The sequence below is a fragment of the Rhodococcus sp. NS-SX18 genome (assembly GCF_057367935.1).
In genome coordinates this window covers 3,260,883-3,277,886 of sequence record NZ_CM170633.1, presented here as the reverse complement: position 1 = coordinate 3,277,886, position 17,004 = coordinate 3,260,883, and the positions used below count along the sequence as shown (strand labels likewise).

Annotated in this window: 16 protein-coding genes; 6 read left to right on the top strand and 10 right to left on the bottom strand. The window is 70.3% G+C overall.

The window, feature by feature from the left end:
- Positions 1 to 33: 33 nt before the first annotated feature.
- Entirely contained in the window at positions 34 to 294 is a 261-nt protein-coding gene (gene rpsT / locus AC2IPW_RS15110; RefSeq protein ID WP_003937021.1) for a 30S ribosomal protein S20, read from the bottom strand.
- Positions 295 to 637: 343 nt separating this feature from the next.
- Between rpsT and AC2IPW_RS15105 the strand changes: the two genes are divergently transcribed.
- Positions 638 to 1,519, top strand: a complete 882-nt coding sequence (locus AC2IPW_RS15105) for an aquaporin (RefSeq protein WP_486375123.1) — start codon at positions 638 to 640, stop codon at positions 1,517 to 1,519.
- A gap of 96 nt (positions 1,520 to 1,615) precedes the next feature.
- Here the strand turns inward: AC2IPW_RS15105 and AC2IPW_RS15100 are convergent, their stop codons facing one another.
- Positions 1,616 to 2,185 (bottom strand): type II toxin-antitoxin system PemK/MazF family toxin, encoded by a 570-nt coding sequence (locus AC2IPW_RS15100; RefSeq protein ID WP_054373732.1) that lies wholly within the window; start codon positions 2,183 to 2,185, stop codon positions 1,616 to 1,618.
- Between the two features lie 187 nt (positions 2,186 to 2,372).
- Here AC2IPW_RS15100 and lepA point away from each other — a divergent pair, with 187 nt between their 5' ends.
- The gene (lepA, locus tag AC2IPW_RS15095) at positions 2,373 to 4,160 is read left to right on the top strand and encodes a translation elongation factor 4 (RefSeq protein WP_235157362.1); all 1,788 of its coding nucleotides are present in this window, start codon (positions 2,373 to 2,375) and stop codon (positions 4,158 to 4,160) included.
- A gap of 6 nt (positions 4,161 to 4,166) precedes the next feature.
- On the top strand, positions 4,167 to 5,099 hold the full coding sequence (locus tag AC2IPW_RS15090) for an NAD(P)H-dependent flavin oxidoreductase (protein WP_003937025.1): 933 nt from the start codon (positions 4,167 to 4,169) through the stop codon (positions 5,097 to 5,099).
- A gap of 4 nt (positions 5,100 to 5,103) precedes the next feature.
- Here AC2IPW_RS15090 and AC2IPW_RS15085 read toward each other — a convergent pair whose 3' ends face one another.
- The gene (locus AC2IPW_RS15085; RefSeq protein ID WP_003937026.1) at positions 5,104 to 7,062 is read right to left on the bottom strand and encodes a glycoside hydrolase family 15 protein; all 1,959 of its coding nucleotides are present in this window, start codon (positions 7,060 to 7,062) and stop codon (positions 5,104 to 5,106) included.
- A gap of 64 nt (positions 7,063 to 7,126) precedes the next feature.
- On the opposite strand from AC2IPW_RS15085, the gene AC2IPW_RS15080 reads away from it, so the two are divergent.
- Together AC2IPW_RS15080 and AC2IPW_RS15075 are read left to right on the top strand one after the other, a co-directional pair.
- Positions 7,127 to 7,333, top strand: a complete 207-nt coding sequence (locus AC2IPW_RS15080) for a hypothetical protein (RefSeq protein ID WP_003937027.1) — start codon at positions 7,127 to 7,129, stop codon at positions 7,331 to 7,333.
- Positions 7,334 to 7,431: 98 nt separating this feature from the next.
- A complete protein-coding gene (locus AC2IPW_RS15075; protein ID WP_486375122.1) occupies positions 7,432 to 8,451 on the top strand; it encodes an extracellular solute-binding protein in 1,020 nt (339 codons plus the stop codon).
- Between the two features lie 65 nt (positions 8,452 to 8,516).
- Here AC2IPW_RS15075 and AC2IPW_RS15070 read toward each other — a convergent pair whose 3' ends face one another.
- The 6 genes from AC2IPW_RS15070 to AC2IPW_RS15045 all read right to left on the bottom strand — a co-directional run bounded on the left by AC2IPW_RS15070 (position 8,517) and on the right by AC2IPW_RS15045 (position 14,950).
- Positions 8,517 to 9,398: a universal stress protein gene (locus AC2IPW_RS15070; protein WP_003937029.1), complete on the bottom strand. Its 882-nt coding sequence runs from the start codon at positions 9,396 to 9,398 to the stop codon at positions 8,517 to 8,519.
- A 72-nt stretch (positions 9,399 to 9,470) separates the two neighbouring features.
- Positions 9,471 to 10,226, bottom strand: a complete 756-nt coding sequence (locus tag AC2IPW_RS15065; protein WP_289380813.1) for a sirohydrochlorin chelatase — start codon at positions 10,224 to 10,226, stop codon at positions 9,471 to 9,473.
- Positions 10,223 to 11,545 carry a sulfate adenylyltransferase subunit 1 gene (locus AC2IPW_RS15060; RefSeq protein ID WP_054373740.1) on the bottom strand — a complete coding sequence of 441 codons (1,323 nt, stop codon included), beginning with the start codon at positions 11,543 to 11,545 and terminating at the stop codon, positions 10,223 to 10,225. Before AC2IPW_RS15060 ends, AC2IPW_RS15065 begins: the two co-directional genes overlap by 4 nt.
- A gap of 2 nt (positions 11,546 to 11,547) precedes the next feature.
- Positions 11,548 to 12,492, bottom strand: coding sequence for a sulfate adenylyltransferase subunit CysD (gene cysD / locus AC2IPW_RS15055; protein WP_003937032.1), 945 nt, complete (start codon positions 12,490 to 12,492; stop codon positions 11,548 to 11,550).
- Positions 12,489 to 13,226: a phosphoadenylyl-sulfate reductase gene (locus tag AC2IPW_RS15050; RefSeq protein WP_124258389.1), complete on the bottom strand. Its 738-nt coding sequence runs from the start codon at positions 13,224 to 13,226 to the stop codon at positions 12,489 to 12,491. Before AC2IPW_RS15050 ends, cysD begins: the two co-directional genes overlap by 4 nt.
- Positions 13,223 to 14,950 (bottom strand): nitrite/sulfite reductase, encoded by a 1,728-nt coding sequence (locus tag AC2IPW_RS15045; protein WP_003937034.1) that lies wholly within the window; start codon positions 14,948 to 14,950, stop codon positions 13,223 to 13,225. The genes AC2IPW_RS15050 and AC2IPW_RS15045 overlap by 4 nt, the downstream gene beginning before the upstream one ends.
- 387 nt (positions 14,951 to 15,337) lie before the next feature.
- Between AC2IPW_RS15045 and hemW the strand changes: the two genes are divergently transcribed.
- On the top strand, positions 15,338 to 16,540 hold the full coding sequence (gene hemW / locus AC2IPW_RS15040; protein ID WP_450121108.1) for a radical SAM family heme chaperone HemW: 1,203 nt from the start codon (positions 15,338 to 15,340) through the stop codon (positions 16,538 to 16,540).
- Between the two features lie 65 nt (positions 16,541 to 16,605).
- On the opposite strand, the gene AC2IPW_RS15035 is transcribed toward hemW, so the two are convergent.
- On the bottom strand, positions 16,606 to 16,941 hold the full coding sequence (locus tag AC2IPW_RS15035; protein WP_003937036.1) for a type II toxin-antitoxin system VapB family antitoxin: 336 nt from the start codon (positions 16,939 to 16,941) through the stop codon (positions 16,606 to 16,608).
- Between the last annotated feature and the right edge of the window lie 63 nt (positions 16,942 to 17,004).

The following is a 17,004-nucleotide window of genomic DNA, read 5'->3' as shown; positions in this document are numbered from 1 at the left end:
GGGCGGCTTCCGGAGCAGAGCTTGCGTTCTACCTCAGAGTCCGTTGGCGACCTTGGCCAGAGCGGACTTCTTGTTGGCGGCCTGGTTGGCGTGGATCACGCCCTTGCTGGCTGCCTTGTCGAGCTTGCGGCTGGTGGAGACGAGGAGCTCGGTGGCCTTGTCCTTGTCACCGGCGGCCGCGGCCTCGCGGAAGGAACGGATCGCCGTGCGCAGCGAGGACTTGACCGACTGGTTGCGGAGTCGGTTGCGCTCGTTGGTGCGGATCCGCTTCACCTGGGACTTGATGTTGGCCACGCGTAAAATCCTGTCGTCTTGCTGGTAGTTGGTCGGAAAGCTCTGGGCGCACTACGGCACCGACGGACCACGATACCAGCGGCTCGGCGGAACCCCAAACCAGGTGTCCGGGACCGTACACCGGGTGTCTTTGCGCTCACTGCCTGCCGCCCCTGCCGGAAACGGTCCTCGGCGTCACCGGAAGTTGTTGTGGACGTCACCCGGCTTGCGTAGTGTCCGCTGTGTTCTGTTGCGGTAGTGCTGTGCGGCCGGTGGGCCCCTCTTCGACCCGCGGTGTTCGCCAGTGCGGATGTTCGACACATCGGATCCGGTCCTCCGGGATCGCACGACGCGAGGTGGGCGCATGACGAACGAACACGAGGCGGGCCGCAAGGACCGGGCGGAAGACCGGACGGCGGACCTTGCACCCGGCGCGGCCGAACACGAGACCGCGCTCGAAGCCGTCGAGAAGGAAGAATTCTCGGACGCGAAGAAGTACGCAGCGGAGGCGATCGGCACGTTCGTGCTCGTGTTCTCCGCGGTCGGCACGGCGGTCTTCGCCGGAAGCAAGGTCGGCAATCTGGGCGTCGCACTGGCGTTCGGGCTGACCCTGCTCTTCCTCGTCTACGCCATCGGGCCGATCTCCGGTTGTCACGTGAACCCGGCGGTGACGGTCGGTCAGCTCGCGATCGGTCGGGTCACGGCCAAGCGGGCGGTGTTCTACATCGTGGCCCAGGTCTTCGGCGGGCTCGTCGCGGGCGTGACGATCTACTCGGTGGCGCAGTCGCTGCCGACCTACGACCGGGCCGTGCAGGGGCTCGGCGCCAACGGTTGGGGACCGCACAGCCCGTCGGCGGTGGAGGGCCCGCTCGGTGGGGTGCTCATCGACGGTTACGGCATCGGGGCGACCATGATCGTGGAGGTGCTGCTGACCGCGCTCCTGGTGTTCGTCGTGCTCGCCGCGACGGACCAGGCGTCGGACGTGCTGCTGGCCGGGGTGTCGATCGGCTTCACCCTGGCGGTGATCCACCTGGTCGCGATCCCGATCGACAACACCTCGGTCAACCCGGCGCGGAGCATCGCGGTCGCTCCGTACCAGGACGGCGCGCTCGCGCAGCTCTGGCTGTTCATCCTGTTCCCGCTGATCGGCGGCGCCCTCGGTGCGCTCGTCTACCGCTCGCTGTTCGGCCGGTTCGCCGGACTGCGGCCGTCCATGACGCCGCCCGCAGGCGTCCGCCGGCGGTGACGGGACGACCGGCTACCGCCGGCGGTGACGGGACGACCGGCTACCGCCGGCGGTGACGGGACGACCGGCTATCGCCGGCGGTGACGGGACGCGCAGCTACCGCCAACCGTAGTCGGCGCGCAGGCGCGCCGCGACCTGCTCGAACCTGGACCGGTCGAGCACCGCGCCTTCGCGCCGGATGCCGTCCTCGGGTACGTCGAGCACGCGGTCCAGACGGACCCAGCTGGGCCGGTTGCCGGCGTCCCAGCTGCCGTTACCCAGCGCCAGCCAGTCCCGGTGACCGTCCCGGTCGTCGTTCGACGACAGCATGAGACCGAGCAGGGTTCCGCCGTTGCGTCCGACGACGAGCACGGGCCGGTCCTTGCCCTGGGTCGCGTCCTCCTCGTAGGCCACCCACGTCCACACGATCTCGCCCGGGTCGGCGCGGCCGTCGAGGTCGGGGGAGTACGAGATCTGCCGGGCGCGCTGCGCGGTGGGGGCGGTACGGGAGGCCACCGGACGGCCCGGCTTCGGGGCCGGCCGGGCGGCGTCGGCTGTCCCGGAGCCGAGGGCGGTCCGGGCCCGGTCGAGGGCGCCGGAGCGCTGCATCTGCTCGAGCAGCCGCGGCCCCTGCTCGACCGCGATCCGTCCCAGTTGTCTGCCGAGTTTCTTCCATGTGCCAGCCACGTCGGCGAGCTTAGCGGCGCCCGCTGCCGTACAGGTGCGGCCGCGGGACCGGACCCGGCGCGACTTGGATATTCTGCAGGGGTGACCGCGGCCCGCCAGGGCTGCTGCCCGTCCGAGTCAGGAGCCCGACATCAGCACCTTCGCCGACACCACGTTCACGGACCCCGCGAAGATCCGGAACTTCTGCATCATCGCGCACATCGACCACGGCAAGTCGACGCTCGCGGACCGCATGCTGCAGCTCACCGGTGTGGTCGAGGAGCGCCAGATGCGTGCTCAGTACCTCGACCGGATGGACATCGAGCGCGAGCGCGGGATCACCATCAAGGCCCAGAACGTGCGGCTGCCGTGGCAGGTCGAGGGCGAGGACTACGTCATGCACCTCATCGACACGCCCGGGCACGTCGACTTCACCTACGAGGTCTCCCGTGCGCTCGAGGCGTGTGAGGGCGCGGTGCTCCTCGTCGATGCCGCCCAGGGCATCGAGGCGCAGACCCTCGCCAACCTCTACCTCGCTCTCGACAAGGACCTGACGATCATCCCGGTCCTGAACAAGATCGACCTGCCCGCGGCCGACCCGGACCGCTACGCCGCCGAGATCGCGCACATCGTCGGCTGCGAGCCCGACGACGTGCTGCGGGTGTCCGGCAAGACCGGGGTGGGCGTGCGGGAGCTGCTCGACGAGGTGATCCGGCAGGTGCCGCCGCCGGTCGGCGACCCCGACGCGCCCGCCCGCGCGATGATCTTCGACTCGGTGTACGACACCTACCGTGGCGTCGTCACGTACGTGCGCGTGGTCGATGGCAAGATCGTGCCGCGCGAGAAGATCAAGATGATGTCCACCGGCGCCACCCACGAGCTGCTCGAGGTGGGCATCGTCTCGCCCGAGCCGAAGGCCACCGCCGGGCTCGGGGTCGGCGAGGTCGGGTATCTCATCACCGGCGTGAAGGACGTGCGTCAGTCGAAGGTCGGTGACACCGTCACCTCGGCGCGGGGCGGTGCCGCCGAACCCCTCACCGGTTACCGGGAACCCCGCCCGATGGTCTACTCCGGCCTGTATCCGGTCGACGGGTCGGACTATCCCGTCCTGCGCGATGCCCTCGACAAGCTGCAGCTCAACGACGCCGCGCTCACCTACGAACCCGAGACGTCGGTGGCCCTCGGCTTCGGGTTCCGGTGCGGCTTCCTCGGCCTGCTGCACATGGAGATCACCCGGGAACGACTCGAGCGGGAGTTCGGCCTGGACCTGATCTCCACCGCCCCCAACGTGGTCTACCGCGTGGTCCTCGAAGGCGGGCAGGAGCACATCGTCACCAACCCGTCGGACTGGCCCGAAGGCAAGGCCCGCGCGATCTACGAGCCGATCGTCAAGTGCACGATCATCTCCCCGAGCGAGTTCATCGGTTCGATCATGGAGCTGTGCCAGTCGCGGCGTGGCGAACTCGGCGGCATGGACTACCTGTCCGAAACCCGGGTCGAGCTGCGCTACACCCTGCCGATGGCCGAGATCATCTTCGACTTCTTCGACTCGCTGAAGTCCCGCACCCGCGGCTACGCCAGCCTCGACTACGAGGAGGCCGGCGAGCAGGAGGCCGCACTGGTGAAGGTGGACATCCTGTTGCAGGGCGAGGCCGTCGACGCGTTCAGCGCGATCGTGCACAAGGACGCGGCCGCCGCGTACGGCAACAAGATGACCACCAAGCTCAAGGAGCTGATCCCGCGGCAGCAGTTCGAGGTGCCGGTGCAGGCGGCGATCGGATCGAAGATCATCGCCCGGGAGAATATCCGTGCGATCCGCAAGGACGTGCTCGCCAAGTGCTACGGCGGCGACATCAGCCGCAAGCGCAAGCTGCTCGAGAAGCAGAAGGAAGGCAAGAAGCGGATGAAGACGATCGGCCGGGTGGACGTCCCGCAGGAGGCGTTCGTGGCCGCGCTCTCGTCCGAGGCGTCCTCGGACAAGCCGAAGGGGAAGTAGTCCACCGTGCTCGAGACCTGGCTCACCCGCACCCTGGGCATCACCGTCCCGCTGCTCGGCGCCCCCATGGGCGGCCGCGCCGGCGGCCGCCTGGCCGGGGAGGTGACCCGGGCCGGCGGGCTCGGCCTGATCGGGGCCGCGCGCTACAACACCCCGGAGTGGCTGGCCGCCGAGTCGGCGGTGGCGCGCGAACTCGGCGGTGGACCGCTCGGTTTCGGGCTGATGACCTGGTCGCTCGCCGACGACGACAGTCTGCTCGACGCGGTGCTGGCCGAACGGCCCCGCGTGGTGTCGCTGTCGTTCGGCGACCCGGCTCCCTATGTGCCGCGCGTGCGGGCAGCCGGTGCCGTCGTGATCTCGCAGATCAACACGATCGAGGACCTGCGGGTCGTCGAGGCCGCGGGGGTCGACGCCGTCGTCGCCCAGGGACACGAGGCCGGCGGTCACACCGGGCACATCGGGACCCTGCCGCTCCTGCAGGAGGTGCTCGAGTCGACGTCGCTTCCGGTGCTCGCCGCGGGCGGCATCGCGTCCGGGCGGGGACTGGCAGCGGTGCTCGCGGCCGGTGCGGAGGGCGCGCTCGTCGGCACGGCGTTGCTGGCGAGTCCCGAGACGGTGGGTCCGGAGTACGCCCGGGACCGGCTCGTCGCGGCGAGCAGCAGCGACACCGTCTACACGGACGTCTTCGACCGGGCCCGGCATCAGCCCTGGCCGGCGCGATGGGGTGGCCGGGCCCTGACGAACGACTACACCGCCGAATGGCACGGGCGCGGCGCCGACGAGGAGACCCTCGCCGCCGCGTACGACGGGACCGACCCCCGGCGGGGTGTGGTCTACGCCGGGGAGGCCGCCGGACTCGTGCGGGAACAGCGGCCCGCCGGCGAGATCGTCCGGGACATCGCCGATCGCGCGGAAGAACTGTTGCGCCGGTCCTGGTAGCGGGTCACGGCGCCCGGCGCGCGGGCTGGAACTCCCCGGCCGCGATCTGCTCCTCCGCCCGGATCACGTGCACGACCGCATTGATCTGGGCCAGGTGGGTGAACGCCTGGGGGAAGTTGCCCAGGTGCCGGCCCGAGCGCGGGTCGATCTCCTCGGCGTAGAGCTTGAGGGGGCTGGCGAAGCCGAGCAGACGTTCGCACAGTGTGCGCGCCCGCTCCACCTCGCCGATTTCCACCAGGGCGGAGACCAGCCAGAACGAGCAGATCGTGAAGGTGCCCTCCTCGCCGGTCAGTCCGTCGTCGGTCGAGTCCACGCGGTAGCGCAGGACCAGTCCGTCCTCGGTCAGTTCGTCCTCGATCGCCAGGACCGTCGCCCGCACCCGCGGATCGTCGGCCGGCAGGAACCGCAGCAGCACCACCAGCAGTGCGGAGGCGTCCAGGGAGGGGTGACCGTAGCGCTGGGTGAACACCCCGCGCTCGTCGACGCCGTGCTCGAGGATGTCCGCCTTGATTTCGTCCGCGACGGCCTCCCACCGCACCGCGTAGTCGGGACGGCCGTGCGTGCGCGCCAGCCGTGCGCCCCGGTCGAGCGCGACCCAGCACATCACCTTGGACGAGGTGAAGTGCTGGGGCTCACCGCGCACCTCCCAGATCCCGCGATCGGGCAGGCTCCAGTGCTGCTCGGCCTGCCCGACGAGACGTTTCACGGCCGGCCAGAAGGACTGGGGCATGTGCCGGCGGGTCCGCGCGTGCAGATATACCGAATCCAGCATCGCACCCCAGATATCGTGCTGCACTTGATGATACGCATCGTTGCCGATCCGCACCGGACGCGCTCCGTCGTAGCCGCACAGGTGCTCGAGTTGCGATTCGGTGAGCACCCGCTCGCCGCCCACGCCGTACATGACCTGCAGCGGCTGCAACTTGCCGTCCTCGCTGCGGGACGCGTCGGAGATGAAGGCGAAGAACGCGTCGGCCTCCCGGTCGAGCCCGAGGGTGTACAGACCCCACAGCGCGAACGTCGAATCGCGCACCCACGCGTAGCGGTAGTCCCAATTTCTTTCTCCGCCAGGTGTTTCCGGGAGAGATGTGGTGGCTGCGGCCAGCAGTGCCCCGGTGGGGGCGTACGTCAGCCCCTTGAGGGTCAGTGCGCTGCGCTGCAGGTAGCTGCGCCAGGGGTGATCGGGGAAACGACCGGTGGTGATCCACTCCCGCCAGAAGTCCGCCGTCTCGGCCATCTTCGCGGCGGCCTCCTCGAACGTTCCCGGACACGGCACGTCCGACCACGACAGGGCGACGAACGCCGTGTCACCTTTGCTCATCCGGGTTCGTGCCCGCGCCTCGCCGTCCTCGAGGCCGAGCCGGAGATCGGTGGTGAGCCGCAGTTCGGGGTGCTCTCCGGGTTCGCCGGCGGTGCAGTACGCCGTGGCCTCCTCGTACACCTTGCCCGTGTACTCCCACCGCGCCGGAGCGCGATGGTAGTCGAACGCGGGGGCGCAACTGACCTCGAGTTCCACGGTGCCGCTCACGCAGCGGACGGTGCGCAGCAGCATGTGCTCGGCGTCCCAGTCCGTCGGCGTCCGCGTGTGGGTCCGCGACCGCTCCTGGACGGCATGCCACGGCGCCATCACCAGCGCGTCGCGCACCACGATCCAGCCCGTCTCGGTCTGCCACGTGGTCTCGAGGATCAGTCCGCCGGGCAGGTACCGGCGTGCCGCCGGGACGGTGCGGTCGTGCGGGCCGATGCGGAAGTAGCCGGCACTGCGGTCGAGGATCGCCCCGAACACGCTCGGCGAGTCCGGCCGGGGCAGGCACATCCATTCGACTGCCCCGTTGCGGGCGATGAGGCAGGTCGTTTCGCAGTCCGACAGGAACGCATAGTCGTCGATCGGCGGGTAGGGGCTCCGGTGTGGGGGGTGCGAATGCGCGGAGGAGAGGCCCGATCCTTCAAACGTCTGTGCCATCACCTCATGATCCCGGCACCCGGCCCTCGGCGTCCACCGAACGAGCGCCGACTAGGGTGGGGGCGTGGATCGGGTGGCTTCGTGGTGGGACGGCTTCGAGTTGTGGTTGGCCGGCCTCCCGTTCGTCCCGCAGGTCGCGCTGGTGCTGGGTGTCGTGGTGCCGGTGTGCGCCGGCGTGGCCTGGTTGCTCGACCGTGCCCTCGCGGGCGTCCTCGCGGCCGTCGGACGCAGGGAGCCGGCCGCGTCCGAACCGAAGACGGAGGATCGCTGACATGCCGCGCTCACGCGTGACCCTCGCCCTGGCCGCCCTGCTCGTTCTCGTCGTCGTGGCCTGGCTGCTGACTCGTTGATCCGCGCCGGAGGTATGTCGTGAGATTCCGTCCGAGCCGGCACCTCGTCGCGCTCGCTGCCGCCGCCGCGCTCACGGCGTGCTCGGCCGGTGACGGGCAGCGGGACGACGACGATGCTGCGGCCGGCTCCGGCCCCACCGTCGACCTGTCCGCAGCCGAGGGCGCCAGGGCGGCGCTGGACGAGGTCATCGCCGCGTTCGGCACCACCGAAGCCGGCGAGGACGTCCGTTTCGACGTCACGTCCGGTCCGTCCGCGCAGCAGGCTGCCGCCGTCGTCGGCGGCGCCTCGGCCGATTTCGTCACCTTCGCCTCGGTGCCGGACCTGTCCGGGCTCGTCGACGCCGGATTGGTCGACCCGGACTGGAACGCGGGGGTGTACCGGGGGATCCCGTACGGATCCGTCGTGACGATGCTCGTGCGGGAGGGCAATCCCTGGGGCGTGACGGACTGGGACGACCTGCTCGCTCCGGGCCTCGAGGTGGTCACGCCCGACCCGACGGCCTCCGGGGCGGGCGAGCTCAACCTGCTCGCCGCCTACGCCGCGACGAGCAACGGCGGTGCCGACCCGCAGGCGGGCCGGGACTACCTCGCGGCGCTCGTCGGTGACCACATCGAGTCCTCGCCCGCGAGCCCCGAAGAGGCCGTGGATGTGTTCGAGCAGGGTGCCGGGGACGTGCTGCTCCTGTCGGAACGCGACGCGGTCCGGCTCGAACGCGACGGCGCCGCGGTCCGGCGCGTGCCCCTGGCCACCACCCTCCGGATCGACAGTCCCGCCGTGGTGATCGACAACGCGCCCGACGTGGTGGCCGCCCAGGAGTTCAACGACTTCCTCTACACCGCGCAGGCACAGAGGATCTGGGCCTCAGCCGGATTCCGGCCGGCCGACCCGGGCGTCGCACGGGAGTTCGCCGACGACTTCCCGGCCCCCGAAACGCTGTGGACCGTCGACGATCTCGGCGGCTGGAGTGCGGTCGAGGCCGAGCTGTTCCGGCCCGGCACCGGCAGCATCGCCGTGATCTACGCCGAGGCGACACGGTAGGAGGGCGCCGACTTACGGTCGCGTTCGAAATGCCCTGCGTGAACCGGGATTCGCGGGTCCGGGTGTCATTGTCGGCAGATGAGCACCGGGCAGCGGGAATGGTGGAGCAGCCCCTGACCGGTGGAGCCGAGGAGGGCCGACGCGATCGTGCTGCGACCATGACTGCCCACCGCGACGAGTTGCGCGTCGACGGAACGCTCGATGAGGGCCACCATCGCGCCGCGGCGCTCGAGCTCCGGCCGCACCTCGACGTCGGGATACCGCTCGCGCCACCCGGCCAGGCTCTCCGCGAGGTCGGCCGCCTTCTGCTGCGCGTACGTCGACCAGTCGACGAAGCGCGCGGACTCGTCGTAGCCGCGCAGTGTCGACTGTTCGGTCCACGCGTGCACCGCGATCAACGGCACGCCGAGGAAGGAGGCGAACTCGAACGCGTGCTCGATGGCGGCGGTGCTCAACGCGCTGCCGTCGACACCGACGACGACCGGCCGCGTGTCCACCTCCTCGTGGTCGTCTTCGCCCCGCCACGCCACGACCGGGCAGCGGGCATGGTTGGCGACGCGGACGACGTCGGAGCCGGCGAACATCGAGCGCAGTTCCCCCGTCGTGGTTCGTCCGACCACCAGCAGACGGGCCGTATTCGACAGTTCGACGAGCGTCTTCGCCGGGGGACCCGGTCGGCTGCTGCATTCGACCTCGACGTCCGCACGACCGTCCAGCGCCGCGCGGCGGGCACGTTCGAGCAGCCGTTCGCTGTCGGCCTGCAGGAGCTTGGCGAATTCCTCCCTGGATCTGCCGGTTGCGCTCGGCGCATCGGGGAGCACGTTGACCAGGTGCAACGGCTCACCGAAGATCCGGGCGGCGGACGCGGCCCAGTGCGCCGCGGAGAACGAGCCGTCCGAACCGTCGACCCCGACGACGATCCCGTGCCGAATCGGTGCTGTGGCCATGACGATGCCTCCTTGCCTCGAGTCCAGTCTGTGCCGATACGACCGGAGTGCGCCAGAGGCAATCGGCGGATGTCAGGCGGTGTGACGCGATGCGGCCCCGGCGTGCACGAGCGACTGCCGGTAGCGTTCGTCGATCACGAACCCGACGGCAGGGGAGTCCGCGAGGGTGCCGGAACAGACGACCTCGGGGAACTCCGCCTGCGCGGCGGCGACGGCGCGGTCCCACAGCAGCCCGGGCGCGAGCATCCAGGGGGCGAGCACGAGCGTGGTGGCACCGGCGGCACGCAGGTCCGACAGGGCGTCGACGACGGTCGGTGCCGCGGCGGTGGCGAAGCACGTGCGGCCCCACCCCCACGCCGTGCCGCGCAGTAGACGCGGCGTGATCGCCGAGGTGGCGGCATTGGCGTCCCGGCGCCGGGATCCGACCGCGCACAGGGCGACGCCCACGGTCGGTTCCGTCGGGGAGACACCGGCTGCACCGATCGCCTCGCGGGCCGCCGCGACGAGGCGCTCGTCGGCGCCGAGGACGTCCGCCTGGACCACGTCGAGACGCGGATGCCGGACGCGGGCCTCGGCGAGGAGCGCGGGCAGATCCACCCGGGCGTGGAAGGCGCTGCCCAGCAGCAACGGAACCACCACGACGCGGCGGTGCCCCTCGGCGGCGACAGCATCGACGACCTGCCCCACCGAGGGAGTGTTCAGATCCAGGAACGCGAGCCGCACGTCCCGGTCCGGGTGGCGGTCCCGTAGCACCGCCAGCGCGGCAGCCATGGCACGCGCCGAGCGCGGGTCACGGCTGCCGTGCGCGACGGCGACGAGCGGGATCATGCGGGGACGCGGTCCCCGAGTTCGACCTCGGCGAGGCTGTTGCCCACCAGGCCCGCGGCGAGGGTGTTCCCGCCCGCGGGGTCGATCAGCAGGAAGCTGCCCGTGCGGCGGTTGACCTTGTAGTCGTCGGCCGCGATGGGTTCGGCGACCCGGACGGTGATGCGGGCGATCTCGTTGAGCTCGAGCGACTCCGGGGCGGGAACCGAGGTCAGGTTCTGCTCGTCGAAGCGCTCCTCGAGCGTCCCGACGATCGCCTGGGTCGTGCGGGTGCCGTGCTTGAGCAGCAACCGGGCGCCGGGTCGCAGCGGCTTCTCCGCCAGCCAGCACACCGTCGCCTCGAACTGATCGATCGGTTCCGGGGCGGCGGTCGGGGCGGCGATGACGTCCCCGCGGGAGACGTCGACGTCGTCCGCGAGAATCAGGGTGACGCTGCGGCCGGCATGGGCGAGAGCGAGCTCGCCGTCGGCGGTGTCGATCCGCTCGATCGTGGTCCGGGTGCCCGCGGGCAGGATCACGACCTCGTCGCCGGGCCGGACAGTGCCCGCCGCGATCTGCCCGGCGTAGCCGCGGTAGTCCGGGAAGTCGGCGGTGCGGGGCCGGATCACGTACTGCACCGGGAACCGCAGCCCGATCTCGTGGCGGCCGTGGACGTCGGCGTCGACCGGGACGGACTCGAGGTGCTCGATCAGGGTCGGGCCGTCGTAGTACGGCGTGTTCTCCGAACGGACCGCGACGTTGTCGCCGTGCAGGGCGGAGACCGGGATCTCCTGCACGTCCTCCGGCGACCAGCCGAGCGACCGGGTCAGCTCGTTGAACCGACCGCAGATGTCGGCGAACACGGCTGCCGGGTCGTCGACCAGATCGATCTTGTTGACCGCCAGCACGAGCTTGGGCACGCCGAGCAGCGCGAGCACGGCGGCGTGCTTGCGGGTCTGCGCGACCACGCCCTTGCGGGCGTCGACGAGCAGCACCACGAGCTGGGCGGTGGAGGCCCCCGAGACGGTGTTGCGGGTGTACTGCACGTGTCCCGGGGTGTCCGCCAGCACGAAGCTGCGCCGGGGAGTGGCGAAGTAGCGGTACGCGACGTCGATGGTGATGCCCTGTTCGCGCTCGGCGCGCAGGCCGTCGACGAGCAGCGACAGGTCGGGGGTGTCGAGACCCTTGTCGACCGAGGCGCGGGTGACCGCGTCGATCTGGTCGGCGAGCACGGACTTGGTGTCGTACAGGAGCCGGCCCACGAGGGTGGACTTGCCGTCGTCGACACTGCCGGCGGTGGCGAGCCGGAGCAGCTGGGTGCTGTGCACGGGGAGGTCGCTCATGATCAGAAATATCCCTCTCGCTTGCGGTCCTCCATGGCCGCTTCGGACACGCGGTCGTCGCCGCGGGTGGCGCCGCGCTCGGTGAGCCGCGACGCGGCGACCTCGTCGAGGATCGCCTCGTTGTCGGCCGCCTCGGACAGGATCGCGCCGGTCGTGGAGCCGTCCCCGACCGTGCGGTAGCGCACCGACCGGACCTCGAGTTCCTCACCCTCGGCCGGGCCGCCCCACACGCCGGGTGTCATCCACATGCCGTCACGCCGGTACACCGGGCGCTGGTGGGCGTAGTAGATGCTCGCGAGTTCGATGTCCTCCCGGGCGATGTACCGCCAGATGTCGAGCTCGGTGAAGTTGCTCAGCGGGAAGACCCGCACATGCTCGCCGGGGGCGTGCCGGCCGTTGTAGAGGTTCCACAACTCGGGCCGCTGCCGCTTGGGATCCCACTGCCCGAACGCGTTGCGCAGGGAGAAGATCCGTTCCTTGGCACGGGAGCGTTCCTCGTCGCGGCGGCCGCCGCCGAACACCGCGTCGAAACGGTTGTCGGCGATGGCGTCGAGCAGCGGAACCGTCTGCAGCGGGTTGCGGATCCCGTCGGGCCGCTCGGTGAGGCGGCCGTCGGCGAGGTAGTCCTCGACCTTCGCCACGTGCAGCCGCAACCCGTACTTCTCGACGACGTGGTCGCGGAACTCGAGCACTTCGGGAAGGTTGTGGCCGGTGTCGACGTGCAGCAGCGCGAACGGCAGGGGCGCCGGCCAGAAGGCCTTGAGCGCCAGGTGCAGCAGGACCGTCGAGTCCTTGCCGCCCGAGAACAGGATCACCGGACGTTCGAACTCGCCGGCGACCTCGCGGAAGACGTGGATCGCTTCCGACTCGAGGGCGTCGAGGGTGTCGAACCTGCTGCCGTCCGACGTGTTCCGGGATTCGGTGAATTTCGTGTCGATGAGTGTCATGAGGCGTGCAACCCGCATTCGATCTTGGCTCGGCCGGCCCACCGTCCGCTGCGCGGATCGGCTCCGGGTAGTGGTTTGGCGGTGCAGGGGGCGCACCCGATGGAGGGGTAGCCCTCGTCGACCAGGGGATTGACGAGGATCCCGTGTTCGTCGATGTAGTTCTGCATGTCCTCGTCGGACCACGCGGCGATCGGGTTGATCTTCACCAGCCCGAAGGCGTCGTCGAAGGAGATCAGCGGGGCGTTGGCCCGGGTCGGGGCCTCCACCCGGCGGATGCCGGTGACCCACGCCTGGTAGCCCGCCAGGGTCTGCTTCAGCGGCACCACCTTCCTCAGGCGGCAGCATTCGTTGGGGTCCCGTGCGAACAGGTCCTTACCGAGCAGGGCGTCCTGCTCGGCCACCGTCTGCTGCGCCTTGGCCTCGACCAGGTTCACGCCGTACACCTGCGCGACGGCGTCCCGGGTGCCGAGGGTCTCGGCGAAGTGGTAGCCGGTGTCGAGGAAGAGCACGTCCACGCCGGGATGCACCTGCGCCGCGAGGTGCACGAGCACCCCGTCCTGCATGTTCGACGCCACGATGTACGAGTCGCCGAAGTTCTCCTCGGTCCACTGCAGCAGCTCCTGCGCCGAGGCGCCCTCGAGAGTGGCCGCCCCCTGCGCGGCCAGTTCCCGCAGTTCCTCCGTCGTCCGTGTCGTCGTCACGTTCCGTCCTTCGATCGTCTGCTCCCCGGTCATCGCAAATCGGCCTCGTCCGCGCGCAACACCCACTGCGAGAAGCGTTCTCCCGCGTTGCGGTGCTTGACGAAGTTGCGCACCACCCGCTCGATGTAGTCGCCCGTCTCGGCGCTGGTCACCTTGTGCTGGCGCAGCTTCCGGCCGAACGCCGCGTCCATGCCGAGCGTCCCGCCGAGGTGCACCTGGAATCCCTCCACCTGGTTGCCGTCCCCGTCGTCGACGAGCTGGCCCTTGAAGCCGATGTCGGCGACCTGCGACCGGGCGCACGAGTTGGGGCAGCCGTTGATGTTGATCGTCACCGGAACGTCCAGCTGGGCGTTGATGTCGGCGAGGCGCTGCTCGAGTTCGGGCACCAGCGCCTGCGAGCGCTTGCGGGTCTCGACGAACGACAACTTGCAGAACTCGATGCCCGTGCAGGCCATCAGGTTCTTGCGCCACGGCGTCGGGTTCGCGGGCAGGCCGAGCTCGTCGAGGTCGGCGATCAGCTGATCGACCTTCTCGTCGGCGACGTCGAGGACGATGAGCTTCTGGTAGGGCGTGAAGCGGATGCGATCGGATCCGGCCTTCTCGGCCGCGTCGGCGACGGCGGCGAGGATCGTGCCGGAGACCCGGCCCGCGATGGGGGCGACGCCGACCGCGTTGAGTCCGTTGCGCAGTTTCTGCACGCCCACGTGGTCGATCGGTCGTGTCGGCTTCTCCGGGGCGGGCCCGTCCAGCATCGGCCGCTTCAGGTACTCCGTTTCGAGAACCTCGCGGAACTTCTCCACGCCCCAGTCCTTGACCAGGAACTTCAGCCGCGCCTTCGACCGCAGCCGGCGGTAGCCGTAGTCGCGGAAGACCGACACGACGGCTTCCCACACATCGGGTACCTCGGCGAGCGGAACCCACGCGCCGACCCGTTGCGCCAGCATCGGATTCGTCGAGAGGCCACCGCCGACCCACAGGTCGAACCCGGGGCCGTGCTCCGGGTGGTTCACGCCCACGAACGCGACGTCGTTGATCTCGTGCACCACGTCCTGCTGACCGGAGATCGCGGTCTTGAACTTGCGCGGCAGATTCGAGTACTTCGGGTCGCCGATGTAGCGGCGGACGATCTCCTCGACCGCCGGTGTGCCGTCGATGATCTCGTCGAGGGACTCGCCCGCGAGCGGGGAGCCGAGGACCACACGAGGGCAGTCGCCGCACGCCTCCGTCGTCTTCAGGCCGACGGACTCGAGACGTCGCCAGATCTCCGGGACGTTCTCGACCTCGATCCAGTGGTACTGGACGTTCTCACGGTCCGACAGGTCGGCGGTGTTCCGCCCGAACTCGGTCGAGATCCCCGCGATGGTGCGCAGCTGCGCGAGATTCAGGGCGCCGCCGTCGCAGCGCACCCGCATCATGAAGTACTTCGCCTCGAGCAGATCGATGTTCTCGTCGCCGGTGTAGGTGCCGTCGTAGCCCTGTTCGCGCTGGGTGTACAGACCCCACCAGCGGAACCGGTTGCGCAGGTCGGTCCGGTCGATGCCGTCGAATCCGGTGTGCGCGTAGATGTCTTCGATGCGACGCCGCACGTTGAGCGGGTTGTCGTCCTTCTTGACCTGCTCGTTGGGATTGAGCGGCTCACGGTATCCGAGCGCCCACTGGCCCTCCGCGCGCCGTTTGGCGGGGCGGGTGGAGCGGGGGCGGGCCGCGGCGGTTTCGGTGGTATCGCCGGCGGGGGAGACGTCGGTGGTCGACGACATACGGGTACTCCTGGAATTCGCGAGGGACCGGATCGGGGGTCGGCTGGGCGGGACTGAGCCCGCGCGGACATGCCTCGACCCGGCAGGAATCGGGGTCTGCCGGAGGGGGTGGGCCGACTATCGACAGTCGGCGCAGAAACCGGCGGTGCAGGACAGACACCGCGATGCACAGACGCGCTTGAGGTCGACGTGGCGTCGCGCCACGAGTCGCACTCCGGGTCCGGTCATGGGGACCATTGTGCCATGTCACGGCCCTGTTCTCGAAACGTGGCGGTATTTACACCGGAAATCGGGGAAATGCCGAGGTGACAGGGCCGAACGCGGCGTGGCGTGTCCGGACCGTGTTGGAGCGACGGGCCCCGTGCGGGCTTCTGGAACACTGGGGGAGTGAGCGGAACGCGTGTCGGAGTCGGTGCAGGACTCGAGCTGCCGGCTTCGGCGCTGGCCGGGGTCGGTTCCCGCCCGTTCGGTGTGTACGTGCACGTCCCGTTCTGCGCGACCCGCTGCGGCTACTGCGACTTCAACACCTACACCGCCGGGGAGCTCGGCACCTCGGCGTCCCCGCAGTCGTGGCTTGAGGGCCTGCGCCGTGAACTCGATGCCGCGGCGCAGCTGCTCGGGTCTCCGGCGGCGCAGACCGTCTTCGTCGGTGGTGGCACCCCGTCGCTGCTCGGTGCCGACGGCCTGGGGCAGGTGCTCGACGCGGTGCGATCGAGCTTCGGCCTCGCCCCCGGCGCGGAGGTGACGACGGAGTCCAACCCGGAATCGACGTCCCCGGCCTTCTTCGACCGCATCCGTGCGGCCGGATACACGCGGGTGTCGCTGGGCATGCAGTCGGCTGCCCCGCACGTGCTGGCGGTACTCGACCGCACTCACACCCCGGGCCGGGCCGTCGCGGCGGCGGGCGAGGCACGCGCCGCCGGGTTCGGCCATGTCAATCTCGACCTGATCTACGGGACCCCCGGGGAGCGGGACGAGGACCTCGACGCGTCCCTCGATGCCGTGCTGGCGGCGGGCGTCGATCATGTCTCGGCGTATGCGCTGATCGTCGAGGACGGCACCGCGCTCGCCCGCCGGGTGCGGCGGGGTGAGCTGCCGGCTCCCGACGACGACGTTCTCGCGGCCCGCTACGAGCGCATCGACGCGCGGCTCGAGGCCGCCGGACTGACCTGGTACGAGGTGTCGAACTGGGCTCGTGCCGACGATCCGTCGGCACGGTGCGCCCACAATCTCGGATATTGGGACGGCGGCGACTGGTGGGGGGCCGGACCGGGCGCCCACAGCCACGTCGGCGGCGTGCGTTGGTGGAACGTCAAACATCCGGCACGCTACGCGGACGTGCTCGCCGCCGGTGACCTCCCCGTCGGCGGCAGCGAACTGCTCACCGCCGACGACGTCCACACCGAGCGGGTGATGCTCGAGGTGCGGCTGCGCACCGGCGTGCCGCTGGACGTGCTCGGCCCGGACGAGCGGCGCGCTGCCGAGACGGTCGTCGCGGACGGGCTCGCCGAACTGCGCGCCGGCCGGCTGGTGCTCACCGACCGCGGCAGGCTCCTCGCCGACGCCGTGGTCCGCACGATTCTGACCTGATCGCGCGGCGGCGGGCCGCCTGATCGCGCGGCGGCGTGGTGTCATGCCCCACGGCCGTGCGGCGTCTACGACTCGGCGGTGTCGGTGTCCGCCGTGTGCGGGAACAGGACGTCGTAGTCGAACACCCGCGCGTGCAGGACGGTACGGTTGCGCAGCGCCGAACGTACGGCCCGGTGCAGGCCGTCCTCGAGGTACAGCACGCCCTTCCACTGGACGGCGTGGGGGAAGAGGTCACCGTAGAAGGTGGAGTCCTCCGACAGCAGCCGGTCGAGTTCGAGCACCTTGGTGGTGGTGACGATCTGGTCCAGCCGCACCTGCCGGGGCGGGATCTGCGCCCAGTCGCGCAGCGAGAGCCCGTGGTCGGGATACGGCTTGCCGTCCCGGACGCCCTTGAAGATCATGGCACCAACTTACGACGCATCGTCGACGGGCGCCGCGCCGCTCGCCGCCCCGGCTCGGCGACT